This window comes from Ruegeria sp. YKSF57, assembly GCF_059612585.1.
This window is the reverse complement of sequence record NZ_JBXWQW010000011.1, coordinates 51,554-69,026: the sequence shown is the minus strand read 5'-3', so window position 1 is coordinate 69,026 and position 17,473 is coordinate 51,554. Positions and strand designations below refer to the sequence as shown.

General features: G+C 56.3%; 22 protein-coding genes and 1 tRNA gene. 14 read left to right on the top strand and 9 right to left on the bottom strand.

What is annotated here, in order from left to right; genetic code table 11:
* Window positions 1-92: 92 nt before the first annotated feature.
* Window positions 93-1,040 carry a hypothetical protein gene (locus tag AC2FLX_RS06790; protein WP_496809964.1) on the bottom strand — a complete coding sequence of 316 codons (948 nt, stop codon included), beginning with the start codon at window positions 1,038-1,040 and terminating at the stop codon, window positions 93-95.
* Between the two features lie 535 nt (window positions 1,041-1,575).
* Between AC2FLX_RS06790 and AC2FLX_RS06785 the strand changes: the two genes are divergently transcribed.
* The 8 genes from AC2FLX_RS06785 to AC2FLX_RS06750 all read left to right on the top strand — a co-directional run bounded on the left by AC2FLX_RS06785 (window position 1,576) and on the right by AC2FLX_RS06750 (window position 6,312).
* A complete protein-coding gene (locus AC2FLX_RS06785) occupies window positions 1,576-2,760 on the top strand; it encodes a tyrosine-type recombinase/integrase (protein WP_496809963.1) in 1,185 nt (394 codons plus the stop codon).
* Window positions 2,760-3,476 carry a hypothetical protein gene (locus tag AC2FLX_RS06780; RefSeq protein WP_496809962.1) on the top strand — a complete coding sequence of 239 codons (717 nt, stop codon included), beginning with the start codon at window positions 2,760-2,762 and terminating at the stop codon, window positions 3,474-3,476. Before AC2FLX_RS06785 ends, AC2FLX_RS06780 begins: the two co-directional genes overlap by 1 nt.
* A 219-nt stretch (window positions 3,477-3,695) precedes the next feature.
* Window positions 3,696-3,875, top strand: a complete 180-nt coding sequence (locus AC2FLX_RS06775) for a helix-turn-helix transcriptional regulator (protein WP_496809961.1) — start codon at window positions 3,696-3,698, stop codon at window positions 3,873-3,875.
* 115 nt (window positions 3,876-3,990) lie between these two features.
* Window positions 3,991-4,275: a hypothetical protein gene (locus AC2FLX_RS06770; protein ID WP_496809960.1), complete on the top strand. Its 285-nt coding sequence runs from the start codon at window positions 3,991-3,993 to the stop codon at window positions 4,273-4,275.
* A gap of 97 nt (window positions 4,276-4,372) precedes the next feature.
* Window positions 4,373-4,543, top strand: coding sequence for a hypothetical protein (locus tag AC2FLX_RS06765; RefSeq protein WP_496809959.1), 171 nt, complete (start codon window positions 4,373-4,375; stop codon window positions 4,541-4,543).
* Window positions 4,543-4,998 carry a helix-turn-helix domain-containing protein gene (locus AC2FLX_RS06760; RefSeq protein ID WP_496809958.1) on the top strand — a complete coding sequence of 152 codons (456 nt, stop codon included), beginning with the start codon at window positions 4,543-4,545 and terminating at the stop codon, window positions 4,996-4,998. The genes AC2FLX_RS06765 and AC2FLX_RS06760 overlap by 1 nt, the downstream gene beginning before the upstream one ends.
* Window positions 4,999-5,131: 133 nt before the next feature.
* Complete coding sequence (locus tag AC2FLX_RS06755) at window positions 5,132-5,653, top strand: hypothetical protein (protein WP_496809957.1); 522 nt, start codon at window positions 5,132-5,134, stop codon at window positions 5,651-5,653.
* Between the two features lie 284 nt (window positions 5,654-5,937).
* Entirely contained in the window at window positions 5,938-6,312 is a 375-nt protein-coding gene (locus AC2FLX_RS06750) for a hypothetical protein (RefSeq protein ID WP_496809956.1), read from the top strand.
* Window positions 6,313-6,994: 682 nt separating this feature from the next.
* Here AC2FLX_RS06750 and AC2FLX_RS06745 read toward each other — a convergent pair.
* A tRNA-Thr gene (locus AC2FLX_RS06745) sits at window positions 6,995-7,070 on the bottom strand.
* 231 nt (window positions 7,071-7,301) lie between these two features.
* Between AC2FLX_RS06745 and AC2FLX_RS06740 the strand changes: the two genes are divergently transcribed.
* Complete coding sequence (locus AC2FLX_RS06740; RefSeq protein WP_496809955.1) at window positions 7,302-8,180, top strand: hypothetical protein; 879 nt, start codon at window positions 7,302-7,304, stop codon at window positions 8,178-8,180.
* A gap of 10 nt (window positions 8,181-8,190) precedes the next feature.
* Here AC2FLX_RS06740 and AC2FLX_RS06735 read toward each other — a convergent pair whose 3' ends face one another.
* The gene (locus AC2FLX_RS06735; RefSeq protein ID WP_480749333.1) at window positions 8,191-8,448 is read right to left on the bottom strand and encodes a DUF2312 domain-containing protein; all 258 of its coding nucleotides are present in this window, start codon (window positions 8,446-8,448) and stop codon (window positions 8,191-8,193) included.
* Between the two features lie 165 nt (window positions 8,449-8,613).
* Between AC2FLX_RS06735 and AC2FLX_RS06730 the strand changes: the two genes are divergently transcribed.
* Entirely contained in the window at window positions 8,614-8,832 is a 219-nt protein-coding gene (locus tag AC2FLX_RS06730) for a hypothetical protein (protein WP_496744615.1), read from the top strand.
* An 8-nt stretch (window positions 8,833-8,840) separates the two neighbouring features.
* Here AC2FLX_RS06730 and AC2FLX_RS06725 read toward each other — a convergent pair whose 3' ends face one another.
* Window positions 8,841-9,056, bottom strand: a complete 216-nt coding sequence (locus AC2FLX_RS06725; protein WP_480749133.1) for a hypothetical protein — start codon at window positions 9,054-9,056, stop codon at window positions 8,841-8,843.
* Between the two features lie 266 nt (window positions 9,057-9,322).
* Here AC2FLX_RS06725 and AC2FLX_RS06720 point away from each other — a divergent pair, with 266 nt between their 5' ends.
* The 4 genes from AC2FLX_RS06720 to AC2FLX_RS06705 are packed head-to-tail and all read left to right on the top strand — an operon-like array spanning window position 9,323 to window position 11,527.
* A complete protein-coding gene (locus tag AC2FLX_RS06720) occupies window positions 9,323-10,186 on the top strand; it encodes an MBL fold metallo-hydrolase (RefSeq protein ID WP_496744613.1) in 864 nt (287 codons plus the stop codon).
* 31 nt (window positions 10,187-10,217) lie between these two features.
* Window positions 10,218-10,646 (top strand): YeeE/YedE family protein, encoded by a 429-nt coding sequence (locus AC2FLX_RS06715; protein ID WP_480749131.1) that lies wholly within the window; start codon window positions 10,218-10,220, stop codon window positions 10,644-10,646.
* Entirely contained in the window at window positions 10,646-11,077 is a 432-nt protein-coding gene (locus AC2FLX_RS06710; protein WP_480749130.1) for a DUF6691 family protein, read from the top strand. Before AC2FLX_RS06715 ends, AC2FLX_RS06710 begins: the two co-directional genes overlap by 1 nt.
* Window positions 11,078-11,086: 9 nt before the next feature.
* A complete protein-coding gene (locus tag AC2FLX_RS06705; RefSeq protein WP_496809954.1) occupies window positions 11,087-11,527 on the top strand; it encodes a protein tyrosine phosphatase family protein in 441 nt (146 codons plus the stop codon).
* A gap of 13 nt (window positions 11,528-11,540) precedes the next feature.
* Here the strand turns inward: AC2FLX_RS06705 and AC2FLX_RS06700 are convergent, their stop codons facing one another.
* The 5 genes from AC2FLX_RS06700 to AC2FLX_RS06680 form a co-directional block, all read right to left on the bottom strand.
* Window positions 11,541-12,593 (bottom strand): FliM/FliN family flagellar motor C-terminal domain-containing protein, encoded by a 1,053-nt coding sequence (locus AC2FLX_RS06700; RefSeq protein ID WP_496744608.1) that lies wholly within the window; start codon window positions 12,591-12,593, stop codon window positions 11,541-11,543.
* Window positions 12,594-12,672: 79 nt separating this feature from the next.
* Window positions 12,673-15,351, bottom strand: a complete 2,679-nt coding sequence (locus tag AC2FLX_RS06695) for an ATP-binding protein (RefSeq protein WP_496809953.1) — start codon at window positions 15,349-15,351, stop codon at window positions 12,673-12,675.
* Window positions 15,351-15,659, bottom strand: coding sequence for a hypothetical protein (locus AC2FLX_RS06690; protein ID WP_496809952.1), 309 nt, complete (start codon window positions 15,657-15,659; stop codon window positions 15,351-15,353). The genes AC2FLX_RS06695 and AC2FLX_RS06690 overlap by 1 nt, the downstream gene beginning before the upstream one ends.
* Window positions 15,656-16,036, bottom strand: a complete 381-nt coding sequence (locus tag AC2FLX_RS06685; RefSeq protein ID WP_496809951.1) for a response regulator transcription factor — start codon at window positions 16,034-16,036, stop codon at window positions 15,656-15,658. The genes AC2FLX_RS06690 and AC2FLX_RS06685 overlap by 4 nt, the downstream gene beginning before the upstream one ends.
* Before the next feature lie 85 nt (window positions 16,037-16,121).
* Window positions 16,122-17,420 carry a helix-turn-helix domain-containing protein gene (locus AC2FLX_RS06680; protein ID WP_496809950.1) on the bottom strand — a complete coding sequence of 433 codons (1,299 nt, stop codon included), beginning with the start codon at window positions 17,418-17,420 and terminating at the stop codon, window positions 16,122-16,124.
* Between the last annotated feature and the right edge of the window lie 53 nt (window positions 17,421-17,473).

The window sequence follows — 17,473 nt, the reverse complement described above, 5'->3', positions numbered from 1 at the left end:
GGGGGAATTCACACAAAAGAAAAAAAACAGGGCGGCCAAAGCCGCCCGTTTCTATTTTATCTCACCACCCAAAACCGCGATGATTAATTAAGTCAGTCGGTTAGCATTCCGTTGAGTTCGGCAACAGCCTCGTCCGACAGGTCTTCGCCACCTGGAAGGCCAGCAAGCGCCTCCTCCGAGATTTCCTGCGCCTCATCCACAGCGTCTTCGGCATCGGCAACATTGGTTTCCGCGTCTCCTATGGCGGTTTCCGCATCGGAAACATCAGTCTCCGCATCACTTACCGCGCTTTTTGCGCCGGCCACCGCATCATTATAGGCGTCTTCCGATTCAAATTGCGCCTCTCTTTCTTCCTGCGACAGGCTTTCAAGATCGGCCAGATCCTGTTGTGCATCCATCAGGGATTTTTCGGCATCAGCCAGATCGCTTACAGCATCGCTCAGCGCCGTGTTGGCTTCGGCCAAGGCGTCCTCAGCATCAGCAACATCGGCCAAAGCCTCACGATATTCTGCCAAACGCCCAACCATGCTGTTCGGCGATGCATTTGCAAAAGCCTGAGCACTGGCATGTGCAGCGTTCAGTCCTTTGAGTTCCGAAGCAATCTTACCTTGCGAGTTTGGGGCCACTTCCGATTTGGTCGCCTTCGCTACGCTCTTCGACGCAGGGCTTTTGGCCTGGGTTGAGGATTTGGTCTTGGATTTGCCGCCAAACAGGCCCGAGATCGAATCCGCCAACCCCTTGCCTATCCCGTTCCCCTTGCTTTTGCCGTCGCCCAGCCCGGCAAAACCACTTTTGCCATGACCCTTGGTTCCGCCAAAGCCACCTTTGCTGGTTCCGGAACCGCCTTTTCCAGCGTTTCCACCGCCATGGTCGCCACCTTTGCCACCGCCATTTCCGCCGCCGTTGCCACCACCGTTACCGCCACCATTGCCGCCCTTGGCAAAGGCAGCGTCAGGGGCTATCACACCGGCGGTGAAACCAACCGCACCCGCCAACATGAATGTCGTGGCCGCAATGCGAACGGCTGACTTGAGCTTCATCTCTCTCTCCTCCGGCTACCGGTCTCAACATGTGTTTCTAAGCCACAAGGAACTGTTGTGGATTGCAATCAGAAACATTTCGGAAAATCATTACTGCGAAACTATGGCAAAAGCGCGCCCAATATCTGCCTCATTTTTGCCCCGGCGGATTCCCGCTTGAAAGGAGAGCACCCGTATTCTTCACATCTGTACGAAGTCAGGTCATTCCTGCTCATTGATCAGTCCTGAAACGCTGCAGAATCGTCAGGCTGTTTTTGACCAGCACACCGCTGTCCGCCAGTGGCAAGAGCAATCGTCACCCGAGAAACACCAGAAGATGTAATTAATTGAATACGTATAGGAAATGGTGCCCCCACACGGCACCTAACGGACATTCTGTGTAGTTCCTCAACATTCCCACACCACACCCCATGCCTGCTTTTTCAATTAGTTAATGAACTTCCGTCTTTCCCCCTTGTTCCACCAAAGTCCCTGACCTACAAGATATTGAGATGGGGCTGAAAGTGGGGCCAGAAATCGGAGGCAGTTCAAACCAATGAGGGAAACGAACAAGCTCAGCGCAGCAAGGGTTAAGGCTGCCGCAGCCGGGAAGCACGGCGACGGTGGCAATTTGTGGCTTCACAAGCGCAGCCCAGAGCGCGGGAAATGGCTACTTTACGTGACCGTGCACGGTCGCCGCCGGGAAATGGGGCTTGGCCCCTATCCAGAGGTATCGCTGAAGGAAGCCCGTGATGAAGCCGCCAAATGGCGCACAGTCGCCCGGCAAGGGCTGGACCCGATCAAGGAACGCCAACGAGAGCGCAGGCAGGCAGAGCGCAACATGCACTTGTTGAGGGACATTGCCACTGACGCTTTTGAAGCCCGCAAGGCCGAACTGAAAGGCGACGGAAAAGCGGGCCGTTGGTTCTCCCCCTTGGAAATCCACGTTCTGCCGCGCTTGGGTGCTGTCCCTGTGTCAGATATTGACCAGATCGATATTCGCGACACGCTAGCCCCGATTTGGCACGACAAGGCCGAAACCGCCCGCAAGGCGATGAATCGGCTGGGCATCTGCCTGAAACACGCCGCCGCGCTGGGCTTGGACGTGGATTTGCAGGCGGCAGAGAAAGCCCGCGCCCTGCTGGGCAAGCAACGTCACAAGGCGCAGCACATCCCGGCGCTGCCGTGGTTCGATGTACCGGCCTTCTATGCCAGCCTGAACGAAGACACCGTAACGCACCTTGCCCTGCGCTTGCTTATCCTGACTGCGGTGAGGTCCGGCCCGCTGCGACATCTGCACCTTGACCAGATCGAAGGCGACGTTTGGACCATCCCGGCGGAAACCGTAAAGGGCCGCAAGGATGCCACATCGGATTTCCGCGTCCCGCTCAGCCCAGAGACACTGGCGGTCATTGAGGCGGCGAAAGAGCACCAGCGCGACGGCTTCCTGTTCCCCAGCGTGCGCAAAGGCGTCATCAGCGATGCCACCATGGCCCGGCTGATGGAACGCAGAGAGATGGAAGCCCGCCCGCACGGGTTCCGGTCCAGCTTCCGGGATTGGGTGGCAGAGACCACGAACGCGCCCTTTGAAGTTTCGGAAACCGCGTTGGGTCACGTTGTCGGCGGCAGCGTTGAACGCGCCTACCGCCGCACAGACCATCTGGAACAGCGCCGCGTTCTCATGGCGCGCTGGGCGGATTTCGTGACCAAGAAACAGGCAGAAGTTGCGAGGATTGGCTGATGAACGAATACAAGGATTCCTACAACGAAATTGCCGACTATCAGTATGAAATGGAGCATTGGAGATGGTGTGAGCACCTATCCGCAGTTGAAGCGGCAATGCTCGTTGTCGGCCTAAATCCAAGCACTTGGGAGCCGTCTACTCCTGAGCGCCTGAATGACGGTGATTTTCATAAAGTAGGTGAATCCAACAACTCGTCAAACTACCTGCTTTCCAGAGAGTTCGTTCCGGTATTTCGCGCAATCACTCGGGCGATAATGAGTGACGAGCTACCCTGTCAAATCACATACACCGACCCGGATGAGCATGAGCGGTACAGCTTTGAAGGCCTTAGCGCTTCACAAAGAGAGGTATTGATGAAGAGGCCAGATTGGGCAAAGTCTCTTCTCAGGGTAACAGATTTTCGGGAGTGGATGACAAATAAGGGTCGAAAACCCAGCTTCTTCTTTCCACCAGACGATGAAGAAGCATCACCATTTGCGAACCGCTCCCATGACCATTTCTCTCCCGAGTTAGACTTGGCGGTGAAAGCATGGAACGCGCTTGCATCTAAGCAAAAGTTCAGGAGCAGCCCGAAAGCGGCGATAGAAGCTTGGATCGACGCCAACCCCGATGCTTGGCTTGGCGAAGGCAGCCTGTCGGTAGCTGCAAAAGAAAGAATTGCTACCTTGGTGAATTGGCGAAAGCTCGGCGGCGCTCCTTCATCTGGGGGCTAACCTACCCGCCAATTACAAAGAACCTCACCACCCACTTATCTAATTGACAAATAATCAATTTCTCAAGTTTTGCCAAAATTCAGGCTCCACACGAAAGGCGCTGAACCGGAAGATTGCGCCCAATTCCCAAGTAGGTTTTCGCAACCTGTACTGCTATTAGTTCGCGGCCTGTTCTCACATCATTCCTTCATCGCCTACTAGATGCAGGAGCAAGCCCAGATGGCAGAGAAGCACTACCGCCGCCCCGAAGTTGAAGAACTCACCGGCCTTAGCCGCACCACGATTTACGCGATGATGAGCCGGGGGGAGTTTCCTCGTCCCGTGCGCTTGACTCGCAAAGCCGTTGCATGGCCGGAAAGCGCAATCACTGAATGGCTGAAAAGCCGTGAGACTGCATAAGACCCACCCCACCCAGACTTGGCGTCTGGGCGTGGGGCGGGAATGTTCTTTGGCTGGAACACCTGCACCATACGCCCAGCGCCTTGTTTGCTCAACCATCAAAGGAGCCAAGGCTATGAGCAGTAATCAGTGGTATTCAAACCAAAGTCAGGTTTTCTGGACCTGCAAGGCGCTATTGGACGGGCGCACAATTTCTCACAAGACAGAAATCCGCGAGGTGCGCGGTTGGCGGCTGGGCGCAATCGTCCATCGTCTGAAATCCGAATACGGCTGGCCGATTCACACCGAATACCGGGGGCCGGAAAACGTCGCATACTATTCAATGAAACCCGGCTTTGATCGAACGTCGCTACGCTTTCCCAGATCCGCGCGCAGCCTCAACGATGGAGAGGCCGCATGATGGAGCGCTTGCGTATCGTCCACCTTCGTCGCCGGTTCGGCTTGTCAGAATCCCAGGCGCGTCTTGTCGCCAGTCTGGCCTATGGAAAGGCGCGCTGATGACAAATCAATTCAAGCTGACCCGCAACGGCAAGACTTGGCAAATCATGGCCCGCAAGGGCGCAGGAGCAGCCACTGAGGCCGCTTGGATATCTTTGGGCGGTTGCCCCGATCAGGTTGTCGCGGTACGCGTCTGGCTGGCCCTGCTAACCCAAAAAGGGCGCAAGTGATGGCGAAGCCCTACAAACGGCAGAAAAAGGGGGCTGGGCGTCATGTCCAGCTTCCTGAATGGCTGCAAGCGTCCGAAGCCTGGGCAACCCTGTCACCGGGGCCAAGGGCGCTCTATGTCGAACTGAAACGCCGCTACAACGGCAGCAACAACGGCGATATCATCCTTAGCCACCGTGACGCAGCAACGGCGCTAAACGTCCACCGCAATACGGTTGGCCCTTGGTTCGGAGAGCTTCAGGAACGCGGATTCATTACCATGACCCAAGCCCCGCACCTTGGCCCGTCCGGTATCGGCAAAGCGTCGGTCTGGGCGCTGGGCGAAGTTCCGACCCGCGATGGAAAGCCCGCCGCAAAGCGGTTCATGTCTTGGCAGCAAAAACAGAAGCCCCGCACAAAAAGCAGGACACCCCGTCACAATGGTTGTGCCGGTGGGAGGGTGATCGAACCGATATGAGGCGAAACCGTCCTGAAATTTGTGACGCCGGAAGGAAAATCGGCCCGAACGGCGTCACAAGAAACAGGACACATGTACATCTAGCCATAAAGCATGGCGATAGATCAGCAGACTAAACTTGATTGGAACCGGCATGAGCAAGACTCCATCGAAATCGCAAAACGAGATAGGCGTCCGGCTGTCTGGCAAGGATGGTAGGCAGGAGGCCACAATAGCGAAGGAAGATTCTATTCGGCAGATTTTTGGAACGGATCTGACGCCATTGGCCGAGGCGCTGATGGCTCATTGCATCAAGGTGCTAAAAGGCAACGAGGCCAGCGACGAATACGTCGGAAACGACGAACGTGGGTTTATGCTGGCTGCGGTGGCAGAGTTGAAGCCTCGCGATACCGTTGAACGAATGTTGACCGTGCAGATGGCGGCAACCCATGTCGCACTAGTCAGATCCGCACGATGGCTGGCGAACGCAGAGCGCATTGAGCAAGTGCAGGCCCATTACAACGGATACAACAAGCTGGCCCGAACCTACGCTGCCCAGGTGGAAGCCCTGCGTAAACACCGCAATGGCGGCAAACAAACTGTCACGGTGCAGCATGTTAGCGTATCAGACGGCGGGCAGGCGATCGTAGGAAATGTCGAACATGGGGGTGGGTGACTGGTGCAAAATGATTCCAGCATTCCCAGCGTTGTTCCGAAACTCGATCTCCGGCAGAGCGCTGCTGATGAATACGCGCCAGTTGGAGGAAAGTTTCAACATATTGGCATAGCTAGATAACTCCACCACCCATTTTGGATCAGTGTTGACGGCGCTATCACTGCGTAAACCAGCCTCGACTTCAAACGTTTCCTCCAGTTTCACGAGCAAGTTTAGGTGAGGGGTTGGTTGTCCAATGACGCTGGCCTACTAGAGGATTACTGACGCCGTGAAAGGACACGATGATGAAGACAATAATTGCAGTTGCGCTTGCCATCACAGTCGCTGCTCCTGCTACGGCGCTGGAATGCACCTTCCCGTACCAGCCTTATATGGTTCGCGTAGTTTTTGCCGGAAAATCAGCGATACTGGAGCTTCATCTTTCCGAATTGAAAGACCCTCAAGTTTCTTGGGTTTACAAGGATTGTAACGAGCAAAACGATGGAAGAATAACCTGCGTTCGGTTTTACAAGGAAGGGGCGGCAGTAGAACAACCAGAAATGGTAGTCCACAACTTGATCAGTTTGGACGCCGACCAAACCACACTGCTCACAATTGATTCCTCATTCAATTTTCCGCAATTTGCCCAGGTTGATTCTAGTAGGGTGATTTGCGACTAGTTTTGTCACTCCGACTATCGGTGGCAACACGAAGACCGGGGAGGGTCACTGATGCAAAATGACGTCAACCCCATGAGCAAGGCACACGCAGCCCCCAGATGCACAGCTACATCCAGAAGAACCGGCGAACGCTGCAAGGGGCCAGCAGTTCGAGGGTGGGCCGTTTGCAGGTTTCACGGCGCGGGTGGTGGCCAGCCAGCCGGACAGGCAAACCCCCGCTGGAAACATGGGATGCGGTCACGGGCGCATGTAAAGGGTCGCAAGATGATTTCGGAACTAGCACGCCAACTCACGGACCTGGATGCCTCGCCGGAATAGATTGGGGGGGGGCGCCATGAAGTTTTGGACTATCCGCAGCGAAACCGACGCCCCCGGCTTCTTTACAAGCCCGCAATTCAAAAAATCGACAAAGCTTGCCCTGCCCCCGATGCAAATTGCTCAAAACGGAAATGATTGGGACGCATGGGCGCTGGGTTTCCGCCTAGTGATTTTGCCTGCGGATAGGCTTGGGAGACTGGTGGATGCACTGACCATGTTGATTGGCGTCAAGCTTCTTCGACAGTTCAGGCAATGATTCCTTAGAGGGCTTTACTATCAACGAACGTCAATGGGGCGCTAAATGGGGCCATACCGCGACATGCGAATTTAAGCAATTGATATTAAGACTATTTTTTGCTTCACGTGGTGCCCCCACACGGACTCGAACCGCGGACCTACTGATTACAAATCAGTTGCTCTACCAGCTGAGCTATAGGGGCACGCGGTTGAATTACTGAGTTCGATCGTCGACTTCAAGACACTTTTTTCTGTTGCCGAAAAGGATGGGCTTTTAGCCACCTGATGCCCACAACTTTCCGAAGCAAAAATTTTGCCGGTTCTCCAATAACCGAGAGATTCGTTGTTTTCATGACGCGGACAAATGCTTGATTTGACTGTCCTGGCCAAACATGCCACCCGAGGCGAGGAAACTGACGATCGGTCGAAGACGCATGACGCAGCTGGTTTTTCATACGGGGGCTCACGCAACGGATGGCGGACGCCTGATCAAATGCCTGCTACAGAATACCGAGGAATTCGGTCGGCACGGTATCGCCATTCCACGACCTCGAAAGTACCGCAAGCTGTTTCAGACAACCTTTCAGGCACTCAAGAATGCGCCCGTTCAACCAGAGGCAGGCGAAGCAATTCTCGAAACCGTCCTTCAGGGTGAAATGCCCCGGCGCGTACTTTTCTCCGACCCAAACTTCTTTGGCACGGAATGGTCTGCCATTCGCGACGGCCAGTTTTACCCACTGGCCGGGCCGCGGATGACGCAAATTTGCGCTCTGTTCCCCGGATCGCAAATTGATCTGTGCATCGGGCTGAGAAACCCTGCCGGCTTCATTCCCGAAGTCCTGTCTTCCCTTCCCGAGCGCAGGCAGAACGAAATTCGTTCGACTTTCGACCTAAGTCGGTTGTCCTGGTCACAGGTCATCGCGCAGGTCCGCGAACAGGCGCCAGAGGTCAATGTCACTGTCTGGTGCAACGAAGATACGCCGCTGATCTGGGGAAAGGTTTTACGTGCCGTGGCGCGTCTGGCGGATAGTGAACCGGTGATTGGTGAGTTTGCAGTTTTGCCAGAAGTACTGTCCGACGAAGGCCTCGCAAGGTTCCACGTTCAACGGTCGCTATCGCCCGACATAAACGACCGTCAAGTCAGCAACTTGATCCGAAGGCATCTGGACGAGTTTGCTGCTCTCGAACAGATCGAGGAAGAGCTCGATCTGCCGGGCTGGACCACCGAGGTGGTCGACGCTTTTACACAACTCTATGACGACGATGTAGGAACCATACAATCGATGCCTGGGGTATCGTTCATCACCCCATAAGCGTTGCGAATCACATCCCCAACGCTTCTTTGTACATTTCCAGAACTGCCTCTTCCTCGGCGATGTCGTCCTTGTCCCGTTTGCGCAGCGCAATCACCTTACGCATGACCTTGGTGTCATAACCGCGTGCTTTGGCTTCGGCCATCACTTCCTTTTGCTGGTCCGCAATGTCCTTCTTCTCTGCCTCCAGGCGCTCGAAGCGCTCGATGAACTGACGCAACTCCCCTGCTGTCACGCGATAGTTAGAATCGGCCTGTGTTTCGATCATTTCGTCCATCTGCATCACTCCGTCGGGCTGAAATCGGGCAAAATGCGGGATACATCGGCGATGGGCAGGCCGCAAGCGGCCAATGTCTGGAACCGACAAAACCTTGCACCTGCCGCAACGATCCGCTAACCGCGAACCGGTTCGGAACACGAAAACGGGCAAGACATGTTCGACATTATCATTTGGTCTGGCGCCGCCATATCCCTTGCCGGTCTGGTTGGGTTGGTCTGGTGCATTCTGCGTGTCATGAAAGCGCGCAAGGCGGGACTTTCGGATGAAGAACTGCGCGCAGCCGTCCAAGGCGTATTGCCCTGGAACCTAGCCTCGCTTTTTCTGTCGGTTCTTGGGCTGATGATGGTGATTCTGGGAATATCGCTGGGGTAAACCCAGACTCAGACCGGCATATTGTCGAATCGCGCTTCGATCGCATCCTCACACAACGCAACGTCCAGCCTGCGCAATCGCGAGGGAACACGAATACCTTGCGTCCGCATCTGCCGAACCATCTGGCTGACCGTTGGCTGCATTTCCAAGCGTTTTTCGATACACGCGCCCTTGAGCGTCCTCTCCAATCGTTCAACTTCACGATAAAGTTCTTGTGCAGTCATCTGACTCCTCCCCTATACGTTGAACCTGACAGAGTTCAGTAACAACCGTAAGAAATTCATGCACCGAACATGGAGTACCTGCGAATTTCCGCCCGTCGTGCCTGTTTTTTCGGCGGGGAAACGCTACTCTGCCAGAGTCTATCATGGTTTGAGGAAATTGCCTTGACCGACATCAAAGCAGCCGGGGAATCGGTGTGAGGAGACGGGGTGGTTGAATCACATTCAAACTTATTTATATGATTAACATATGAAATGCGGAGGATCCAATGACGCCATTCGTAAAAGCTTTCTTTGACGAAGCCACTTTCACGGTGTCTTATCTGGTGCGCGAACCCAAAGGGCGTGCGTGCGCGATCATTGATAGCGTGCTGGATTTTGATCACGCATCAGGTCGTACCAATACCGCATCGGCGGACGCAATCGTCGACTATGTCAAATCCGAGGATCTCAAGGTCGAGTGGATATTGGAAAGCCATGTTCACGCCGACCACCTTTCGGCAGCTCCCTATCTGCAAGAAAAACTTGGCGGCAAAATCGGGATCGGGTCAAACATCACCGTTGTTCAGGATACATTCGGCAAAGTTTTCAATGAGGGCACTGAGTTTCAGCGGGACGGTAGTCAGTTCGACTCCCTGTTCACAGAGGGCGACAGTTTTCACATCGGGCAGATGCGCGGCGATGTTCTGCACACTCCGGGCCATACGCCCGCCTGCCTGACCTACGTTATCGGTGATGCCGCGTTTGTGGGTGACACGCTTTTCATGCCGGATTTCGGAACCGCGCGCTGCGATTTCCCCGGCGGCTCGTCGGCGACTTTGTACAATTCAATCCAAAAAATACTGACACTTCCGGATGATACGCGGATATTTGTCGGACATGATTACAAGGCACCTGGCAGGGATGAATATGCTTGGGAAACAACGGTAGGCGAGCAAAAAGCGCTGAACATTCACATCGGTCAGGGCAAATGTATCGAGGATTTCGTCAAGATGAGAGATGCGCGCGACGCAACCCTTGCAATGCCGCGACTGATCCTGCCGTCGCTGCAAGTCAATATGCGAGCCGGGCAAATGCCGCCCGCTGATGAGCAGGGCGACGTCTTTCTGAAGCTTCCGATCAACAAGATCTGACGAGCTTGCGCAAACAGGGGAACATCAACCTATGGAAACGGACTGGATCTGGGGACTGGTCGGCGGCGTGTTGATCGGCACGGGCGGTGCGGTCTATTTGCTGGCAAACGGCCGGATCATGGGGGCGAGCGGCATCCTTGGCGGGCTGGTGGATGGCAGCGAACGCCGAACAACCCTCGAACGCCTGGCATTCATTCTGGGAGTGATAGTTGCTCCCTTGGCGTTGTGGCCAATGTACACTGTCAAGATCGACACCCATCTAACCAATAGCGTTACAATCGTAATTGCCGCAGGATTGCTAGTGGGCGTCGGCACGCGCATTGCCAACGGTTGCACTTCGGGTCATGGCGTTTGCGGTATATCGCGACTTTCCCTGCGGGGCATCGTGGCCACCGTTTTCTACATCATTGCAGGTGGGCTAACCCTCGTTTTCTTTCGTCACCTGATAGGAGTGATCTGATGCGTTTTGTATTCGCATTGATTGCGGGCGCACTGTTCGGCGCGGGACTGTTCGTGTCCGGCATGACGGACACCACCAAGGTTCAGGGGTGGCTTGACGTTTTCGGCGACTGGGACCCGACCCTGGCTTTTGTGATGGGTGGCGCGCTTATCCCCATGGCCATCGCGTGGCGGATTGCAGCCCACCGCAAGCCAATCCTTGGCGGTGACTTTCCTGCCCCGCCGCAGGTGGAAGTCGATCACCGGCTGGTGACTGGATCGATTATGTTCGGAATGGGGTGGGGTTTGGCTGGCCTGTGCCCCGGGCCAGCGCTGGCCTCAATTACCTATGGCGGGATTGGCGGTGCGATTTTCCTTGCATCAATGATTGCAGGAATGATGGTGGCTCCTAAAGTTGGCGCACAACTGGACAGATTCGCGACCGCCGCATAAGGAAGCTGCATGCAGATTCGACAGATCACCCCCCGCTATTCCGTTTCGCCTCAAATCTCGGTCGAAGATGTTCCGGCGATAGCAGCGGCCGGTTTTTCCAAGGTCATCTGCAACCGCCCAAATATCGAGGTTCCGCCCCAACAGCAGGCCGATGCAATTGGCGCAGCGGTGCGTCAGGCTGGAATGGAGTTCGAGGTTCTCGAACTGACGCATCAGACGATGACGCCGGAAAACGTGGCGCGCCAGATGGAACTGGCGGAAAGTGAGACGGGGCCGGTTCTGGCCTATTGTACCTCTGGCACAAGATGTTCGGTGGTCTGGGCATTGGGGCAATGCGGTGTGATGGACCCCGATGAGATTCTGGCAAAAACGCAGGAAGCAGGATATCAGCTGGATGGCCTGCGGCCGACACTGCAACAATTGTGTGAAGAAGCCGGACGACGTCGCTGACGTAATAGCTTTCTCAGATTGCCCCTGAAATCCCGTTTCCCGAATTCGGTTCTGTTTTCGCAGGCGTGTTGACCTCCTTTGCAATCCCATCATGCTCGATTGCTGGCGCGTCCAAGTCGGTGCGCGATGCGTTTTCCGCAGCAGGAGAAACGTTGTGCTTCTCGAAAGTGCGGGCCGCAGGAAGAACAGCCCGGTTTTCGGTGCCGGTTTCATTCAGGCGCACCGCGCGCATTCCGTCGCGCTGACCCAACCGGCCTACTGCGACTTTCTTTTGGTCGATCGTCTGCAGCTCAGTCCGGTCAAGGCGCAATCCGTGCAGCGGCAGAAAATCCCCTGCTGTCAGAGACGAAAACACCACAAGCGGCAATCGCAACTGACCAATCACCGCATTCAGATCGGCAACAATGACCTCGGCTGCACGTTCCAGTCGGCCCTCAGTTTCCGCCCCAACGCCATCGACCACAACCTCTTCTTTATCCACTTCCGGCAGAACAAGCTGCACCTTGCCCTGCCGCTTTCCACCGGCGATGTCGACGGTTAGGTCGATGACGCAATAGTTTTCCATTTCCAGCGCCAGAAGTAAGCTGCGCCGGTCAGGCAAAGATGACAGGAATTCAAACCCCGCGACGCGCGCACGTTCAACCGGGGCATCAACCAACCCGACCACCCGCGACAGCGTCCCTTCGATCAGCGGCGCAGACATGGCGGCGTCGGTGCCAGTGTAGGGCCGCGCTTCGGCGTCACCCTTGGAAAGCTGCCCCAACGTTTGCTGCTGAATGATCGATGCGACGCAGTGCCGGTCAAGACAAGCCGCGGCAAGAACTTCAGTCTGCGATGCAAACAGAAGAAACAGGCGTCCTTCTTCAATCGCCTGTGGCAGCGCATCGTGTGAGCACAGGCGCTGTGTGGCACCAATGACCGCCAGCGGCAGCTTTAATAGATCGTCCGCAGATCTGGCCAACGCAAGCCGAATTGCCCGCAAAAGCGAACGAGGTTTGTCATCGACCTGAAAACGACTGTCGAGTTTGCGCGCCAGCGCTGTCTTGGGGTTCTTACCGGTCACCATTTTCCGGATTCTGTTGCAAGGGACACTTCAGTTTTCTGGTGTATCCCAGCGACGGTTACGAATGTCTTTACCGACGCTGTTACTGCGCAGCCTGTTTGTGGGTCAGCGGCAAACTGACCCGAAACGCGCCGCCCCCCTGCCCGGCAAGATAACTCACTTCGCCGTTCAGGCGCTGCATGATCTCTCGGCAGATCGCCAACCCCAGCCCGGCGCCACCGGCCTTGTCCGACCCGACCCGAGCAAACTTCTCGAACACCATGGCTTGCGCCTGAGCCGGAATACCACTTCCGTTGTCCACGAAATCAACCACCACCTGCCCGCCAACATCATGAACCGAAATCGTCAGAACCGGTTCCGCTGCATCGCAATACTTCTGGGCATTGGCGATCAGGTTGATAAAAACCTGTTTCAGCCGGTCCAAGTCCGTATGAAGGTAGATATGTTCAGCACTTCGGTTGCGGCGTACGCGAACAGCCCGCTCCGTTCCAGTAAGCGCCGTAGAAACAGCACGGTCCATGACGTCATGAAGGCTTCCATCGCCCATGTTCAGGATGACCTGGCCGTTCTCAAGAACGCTCAGGTCCAGCAGGTCATCCAACAACCGGGTTAGCCGCAGTGCTTCGTCATGGATGATCGTCGCATACTTCGCGCGCTCTTGGACGGTGAGGCCCTCCGTATCGCGCATAATTTCAGAAAACGCGCGAATCGAGGTCATAGGGGTGCGCAACTCATGGCTGACCTGGCTCAGGAAGGCATCTTTCTGCAAGGAAATCTGGGTCAGCTTTTCGTTTGCCTCTCGCAGCTTGCGCGCGGTAATGGTCAACTCGGCCGATTTCGCCTCGAGCTGACTGGAATACTCAAGAAGTTGAGCGGATTCATCGGCCACCGCCAGAAGGTCTTCGACCGAGACGGACGACCCGCCCACAATCTGCCCGATCATGGCATGAGCCGTGGCCGCGCCCACGGAACCGCTCAACTCCCGCTCAAGCCGTTCCAAAAAGGCTGGTGTCGGCTCTGGTAGATAGCCGCGACCGCCCTGACGTTCTGCCTCTGCGTGAAAGAAGTCATGCGCTTCGGAACTGCCAAGTATCCGCTGGGACATGATCATCAGATCCTCGCTTTGCGCCACCGACCCGGTCCACCCACGCGGACCGGCGGAATGTTCGAAGACATTGACGAATTGCGCCCCTTGCAACCTCTCCAAAGGGCTGGGAAAGCTCGCAAGCGATGCCGCGCAAAAGGCTGCAGTGTTCAGCGTCAAAGACCACATCACCGAGTGAACCATCGGATCGATTCCTTCGATCCCGAAGAGGGCGCGGGGTCGCAACCAGCCAAATCCGAACGGCCCTTCGGTCAACAAGCGCTCAGACACGATCCAACCGCTCATATCCGGCAGCAACAGGGTGTAGGTCCACAGAACGAAACCGACGGTCAACCCAATCAGGGCTCCGGTACGGGTCGCTCCGCGCCAGAACAGGCCGCCAACCAGTGCTGGCAGAATCTGGGCGATGCCTGCAAAGGCGATCAGACCGATCGAGGCCAACGCTGCGCCTCCACCGGACATCTGGTGATAGAAGAACCCCAGCGCCATGATGACCGCAATCGAAACCCGGCGCGAAAACAGGACGATGCTGCGAACATCCCCGGACACCGAGGCGCGTACGCCCTGCGCGCTCAGCCAGATCGGCATGACGATATGGTTCGAAACCATTGTCGAAAGCGCCATTGCGGCGACGATGACCATGGATGTTGCGGATGAAAACCCACCGAGGAAGGACAACATCGCCAAAGCGTCGTTTCCCTGCGCCAGCGGAATGGTGAGAACGAAAAGATCCGGGTTGGCGCCTTCCGGCATCAGGTCCAGCCCAACAACCGCGATCGGCACCACGAACAGGCTCATCAGCAGCAGGTAAAGTGGAAAAGCCCAAGCTGCTACACGCAAGTGTCGTTCGTCATCGTTTTCGACAACCATCACCTGGAACATTCGCGGCAGACACACAAAAGCGGCGGCGGACAGAAAGGTGATCGCGGCCCAACGCCCGTGGTTGACCTGCCACTGCCCGATTTCCGACGCGTCAATCCGCGCCATGATCGGCCCAATTCCGCCGCCGATCCTCCAGACAACAAAGATGCCGACAGCAAGTAGCGCGATTAGTTTGACGATCGCCTCGATGGCAACTGCGGTCACCACACCATGGTGACGTTCATTTGCATCCAGATTGCGGGTGCCAAACAGAATGGCGAATACGGCCAGACCTGCGGCCACCCAGAACACACTCGATCCTTCGCGATATATGCTGGACGGATCGTTCTCGGCAAAAATGCTGAATGACAGAGTGATCGACTGGAGTTGCAGGGAGATGTAGGGCGTCACGCCCAGAACCGCCAGAATGGTCACGCAGATCGCGAGGGTATTGGATTTGCCGTAACGGGACGAAATCAGGTCGGCAATAGAGGTCACCCGCTGGCTGCGCCCAACGCGAACCAGCTTTCGCAGTCCCCACCACCACCCGACCATGACCAGCGTAGGCCCAAGATAGATGGTGACGAACTCCAGCCCGGAACGCGCCGCATATCCGACCGCGCCATAGAAGGTCCAGGCAGTGCAGTAGATGGACAGGGACAAGGTGTAGACCAAGGGCGAGCGCAGCCAGGTGCTGCGACCCGTAGCGGCCAACCGGTCGGCGGCAAAGGCCACGCCGAACAACAGTACAACATAGCCTAGGCACACCAAGATCAACAGGTTGAGCGTCGCCATCAACCTTCGTCTCCGTCCTGGCCCTCTCGCACTGACAATCGCCGCGCCGCAATACCGAAGCCGAAGCTAAGGGCTATCAGTCCCGCCCAACAAAGAAACACATACGAGATCGCGGAAGAGGTCGGCACGGTTTCCGTATCGGAGGTGCCCGATGGCCAGAACAGCGGAATGGCAAACAGACCAGCACCTAAAATGGGCAGCAGCCGGGCCGCGTCAGACAGCCTGCGTCGGCGATAGCTTTGCCGTTCAAGAAATACCGGTGGCGGCGCCACCGTATTGCCGGATTCGGGCTCGGACCCGCCCGTCATGTCCGAGACGCCTGTGCGTGCAGGTCGCGAACAGCAGTCACCACCTCGGTATTGGAAAATGGTTTGGTCATGAAACGGCTCACCCCAGCTTTTTCCGCCATTTCCCTATCTCGACTTTGACCTCTAGCGGTCAGCATCAGTACCGGCAGATTTTCCAAATCGGCCTCCTCCCGCAGATCACGCAGGATGTCCATGCCGCTTTTGCCGGGCAGCATCACGTCGAGTATCACCAGATCCGGGTTCGCGCTTTTGATGACTTCGACCGCGTCGGAGCCTTCGGCATGGGTTTGTACCTGCCAACCTTCTCGGGTCAGCAAAAAACGGATCGCCTCGGTAATGTTGGGTTCATCCTCTATAAGCAGAACCTTGCGGCTCATTCTTGCGCGTCCTCCCCCGTCTTGCCTTTCGGCGGCAATGCCGCTCATTGTGTATAAACAGACTATCCCTGCGTTCACCGAACTGTCAAAAACCTTCGCTCAAAATCGAAGGTTCGCGACGGGCGTTACAGGTCGGGTGTGGGCAAACTCTGCAACTGCTCCCGACCGGCAATGTCTCGCTGGTTTGGTGCTCCGAGCGATCCCGGGACAGGATCAGCATAACCGAATGATACACCGGGTCTTGACCGAAAGCCGTTATTTCCCGCGGCCAGGCGACAGCAAAACACTCGAATTCAGCTGCCGTCCGGCCGAGTTGTGACACCCTGCGGTGCACTGGGACCAACGGTCGATTCAAAGCAACAAACAAAGGCCAGAGCGGACAGGATTCCCCGTGGCGTGGCAAGGCGAAGCCGGACACCGGTTTGCGAAACAGGATGCTACCCGAGGCGTCGCAGATCACCAGCCCTGTGGGCCTGGGCAATACATCCTCTGGTAAGCACCCCAACCTCCTGAGAACCGTTGGCAGATCGGTATCGAAGCGGCGCATCAGAGCAAGTGGATCGGGATCACCTGCCTCCAAAGCCTGACGTAGTTCGTCGAGCGGCATGGCCAGGGCGTCGGCGGCATAAGTTCTCAGCATGTCACGCCCGATCGCTCGAGCTGCTCCGGACGGCAATGCATCAAGCGCGACATCACTCACCTCCCCGCCTGTCTCGATTACCGGAAAATGATGACCGTTCTCGACGAAAAAGGCTTCAATCTGTTCCAGCGGAACGCCCCGGTGATCCTCGGACGATTCGCTTTCGTCTAGGTAGTTGACCAACGCCTTGGAGCTGCCAGCGAGGCGTTCGGCGTCCTGATTGAGGTTTTTGTGGAAGCGATCGCGCCATTCCGCCTCCAACTCGCCGGGCTCAGCTAGAATGGCCGCTGTCGATCTAATTGCGGCCGCGGTCGAGAGAACCTCGTGCAATGACGCAGCAAGCCGAGGATCGTGTGTCAACCGATCAGACAATGTCTCGACGGTGCGCTCAAGAGATTTGATCCGCCTGTGCATCTGAGACATGACGCTGGCCCAGCCGGGAAAACGCCCGGCAAACTCATCTGCGCGATCTGTCTCGGCCTTTTGGTTCACTGCATCCGCTGCCGCTTCGCGCAGAGCCGCTATCAACGCAGCCTCGGCGCCTTCAGTCAACATAGATGGCTCCACGCCCAGAACCGAAGCAATATTAACCAAGAGCTTTCCGCCGATTCTGCGCCGGTTGTGCTCGATCAAGTTGAGATAAGAAGCTGAAATCCCCACATCGCGGGCCAGCTCGGCTTGGCGCAGGCCAACAATCTGCCGTCGCTCGCGAATTCGGCTGCCAGTCAAAGTGTCCCGGGCCATTGGTTATTGCTTTCCTTTATTGCGCATTTTCAACGACTTTCTGCAACGCGACA

What these genes read in the sequence shown, in the direction of transcription:
- AC2FLX_RS06720 (WP_496744613.1), top strand. Translation starts at nt 9,323, where the DNA reads ATGACGCCATTCGTAAAAGCTTTCTTTGACGAAGCCACTTTCACGGTG.
- AC2FLX_RS06755 (WP_496809957.1), top strand. Translation starts at nt 5,132, where the DNA reads ATGAGCAAGACTCCATCGAAATCGCAAAACGAGATAGGCGTCCGGCTG.
- AC2FLX_RS06765 (WP_496809959.1), top strand. Translation starts at nt 4,373, where the DNA reads ATGACAAATCAATTCAAGCTGACCCGCAACGGCAAGACTTGGCAAATC.
- AC2FLX_RS06730 (WP_496744615.1), top strand. Translation starts at nt 8,614, where the DNA reads ATGTTCGACATTATCATTTGGTCTGGCGCCGCCATATCCCTTGCCGGT.
- AC2FLX_RS06685 (WP_496809951.1), bottom strand. Translation starts at nt 16,036, where the DNA reads ATGAGCCGCAAGGTTCTGCTTATAGAGGATGAACCCAACATTACCGAG.
- AC2FLX_RS06770 (WP_496809960.1), top strand. Translation starts at nt 3,991, where the DNA reads ATGAGCAGTAATCAGTGGTATTCAAACCAAAGTCAGGTTTTCTGGACC.
- AC2FLX_RS06785 (WP_496809963.1), top strand. Translation starts at nt 1,576, where the DNA reads ATGAGGGAAACGAACAAGCTCAGCGCAGCAAGGGTTAAGGCTGCCGCA.
- AC2FLX_RS06695 (WP_496809953.1), bottom strand. Translation starts at nt 15,351, where the DNA reads ATGGCGACGCTCAACCTGTTGATCTTGGTGTGCCTAGGCTATGTTGTA.
- AC2FLX_RS06680 (WP_496809950.1), bottom strand. Translation starts at nt 17,420, where the DNA reads ATGGCCCGGGACACTTTGACTGGCAGCCGAATTCGCGAGCGACGGCAG.
- AC2FLX_RS06705 (WP_496809954.1), top strand. Translation starts at nt 11,087, where the DNA reads ATGCAGATTCGACAGATCACCCCCCGCTATTCCGTTTCGCCTCAAATC.
- AC2FLX_RS06735 (WP_480749333.1), bottom strand. Translation starts at nt 8,448, where the DNA reads ATGATCGAAACACAGGCCGATTCTAACTATCGCGTGACAGCAGGGGAG.
- AC2FLX_RS06690 (WP_496809952.1), bottom strand. Translation starts at nt 15,659, where the DNA reads ATGACGGGCGGGTCCGAGCCCGAATCCGGCAATACGGTGGCGCCGCCA.
- AC2FLX_RS06710 (WP_480749130.1), top strand. Translation starts at nt 10,646, where the DNA reads ATGCGTTTTGTATTCGCATTGATTGCGGGCGCACTGTTCGGCGCGGGA.
- AC2FLX_RS06725 (WP_480749133.1), bottom strand. Translation starts at nt 9,056, where the DNA reads ATGACTGCACAAGAACTTTATCGTGAAGTTGAACGATTGGAGAGGACG.
- AC2FLX_RS06740 (WP_496809955.1), top strand. Translation starts at nt 7,302, where the DNA reads ATGACGCAGCTGGTTTTTCATACGGGGGCTCACGCAACGGATGGCGGA.
- AC2FLX_RS06700 (WP_496744608.1), bottom strand. Translation starts at nt 12,593, where the DNA reads ATGGTGACCGGTAAGAACCCCAAGACAGCGCTGGCGCGCAAACTCGAC.
- AC2FLX_RS06775 (WP_496809961.1), top strand. Translation starts at nt 3,696, where the DNA reads ATGGCAGAGAAGCACTACCGCCGCCCCGAAGTTGAAGAACTCACCGGC.
- AC2FLX_RS06780 (WP_496809962.1), top strand. Translation starts at nt 2,760, where the DNA reads ATGAACGAATACAAGGATTCCTACAACGAAATTGCCGACTATCAGTAT.
- AC2FLX_RS06750 (WP_496809956.1), top strand. Translation starts at nt 5,938, where the DNA reads ATGAAGACAATAATTGCAGTTGCGCTTGCCATCACAGTCGCTGCTCCT.
- AC2FLX_RS06715 (WP_480749131.1), top strand. Translation starts at nt 10,218, where the DNA reads ATGGAAACGGACTGGATCTGGGGACTGGTCGGCGGCGTGTTGATCGGC.
- AC2FLX_RS06760 (WP_496809958.1), top strand. Translation starts at nt 4,543, where the DNA reads ATGGCGAAGCCCTACAAACGGCAGAAAAAGGGGGCTGGGCGTCATGTC.
- AC2FLX_RS06790 (WP_496809964.1), bottom strand. Translation starts at nt 1,040, where the DNA reads ATGAAGCTCAAGTCAGCCGTTCGCATTGCGGCCACGACATTCATGTTG.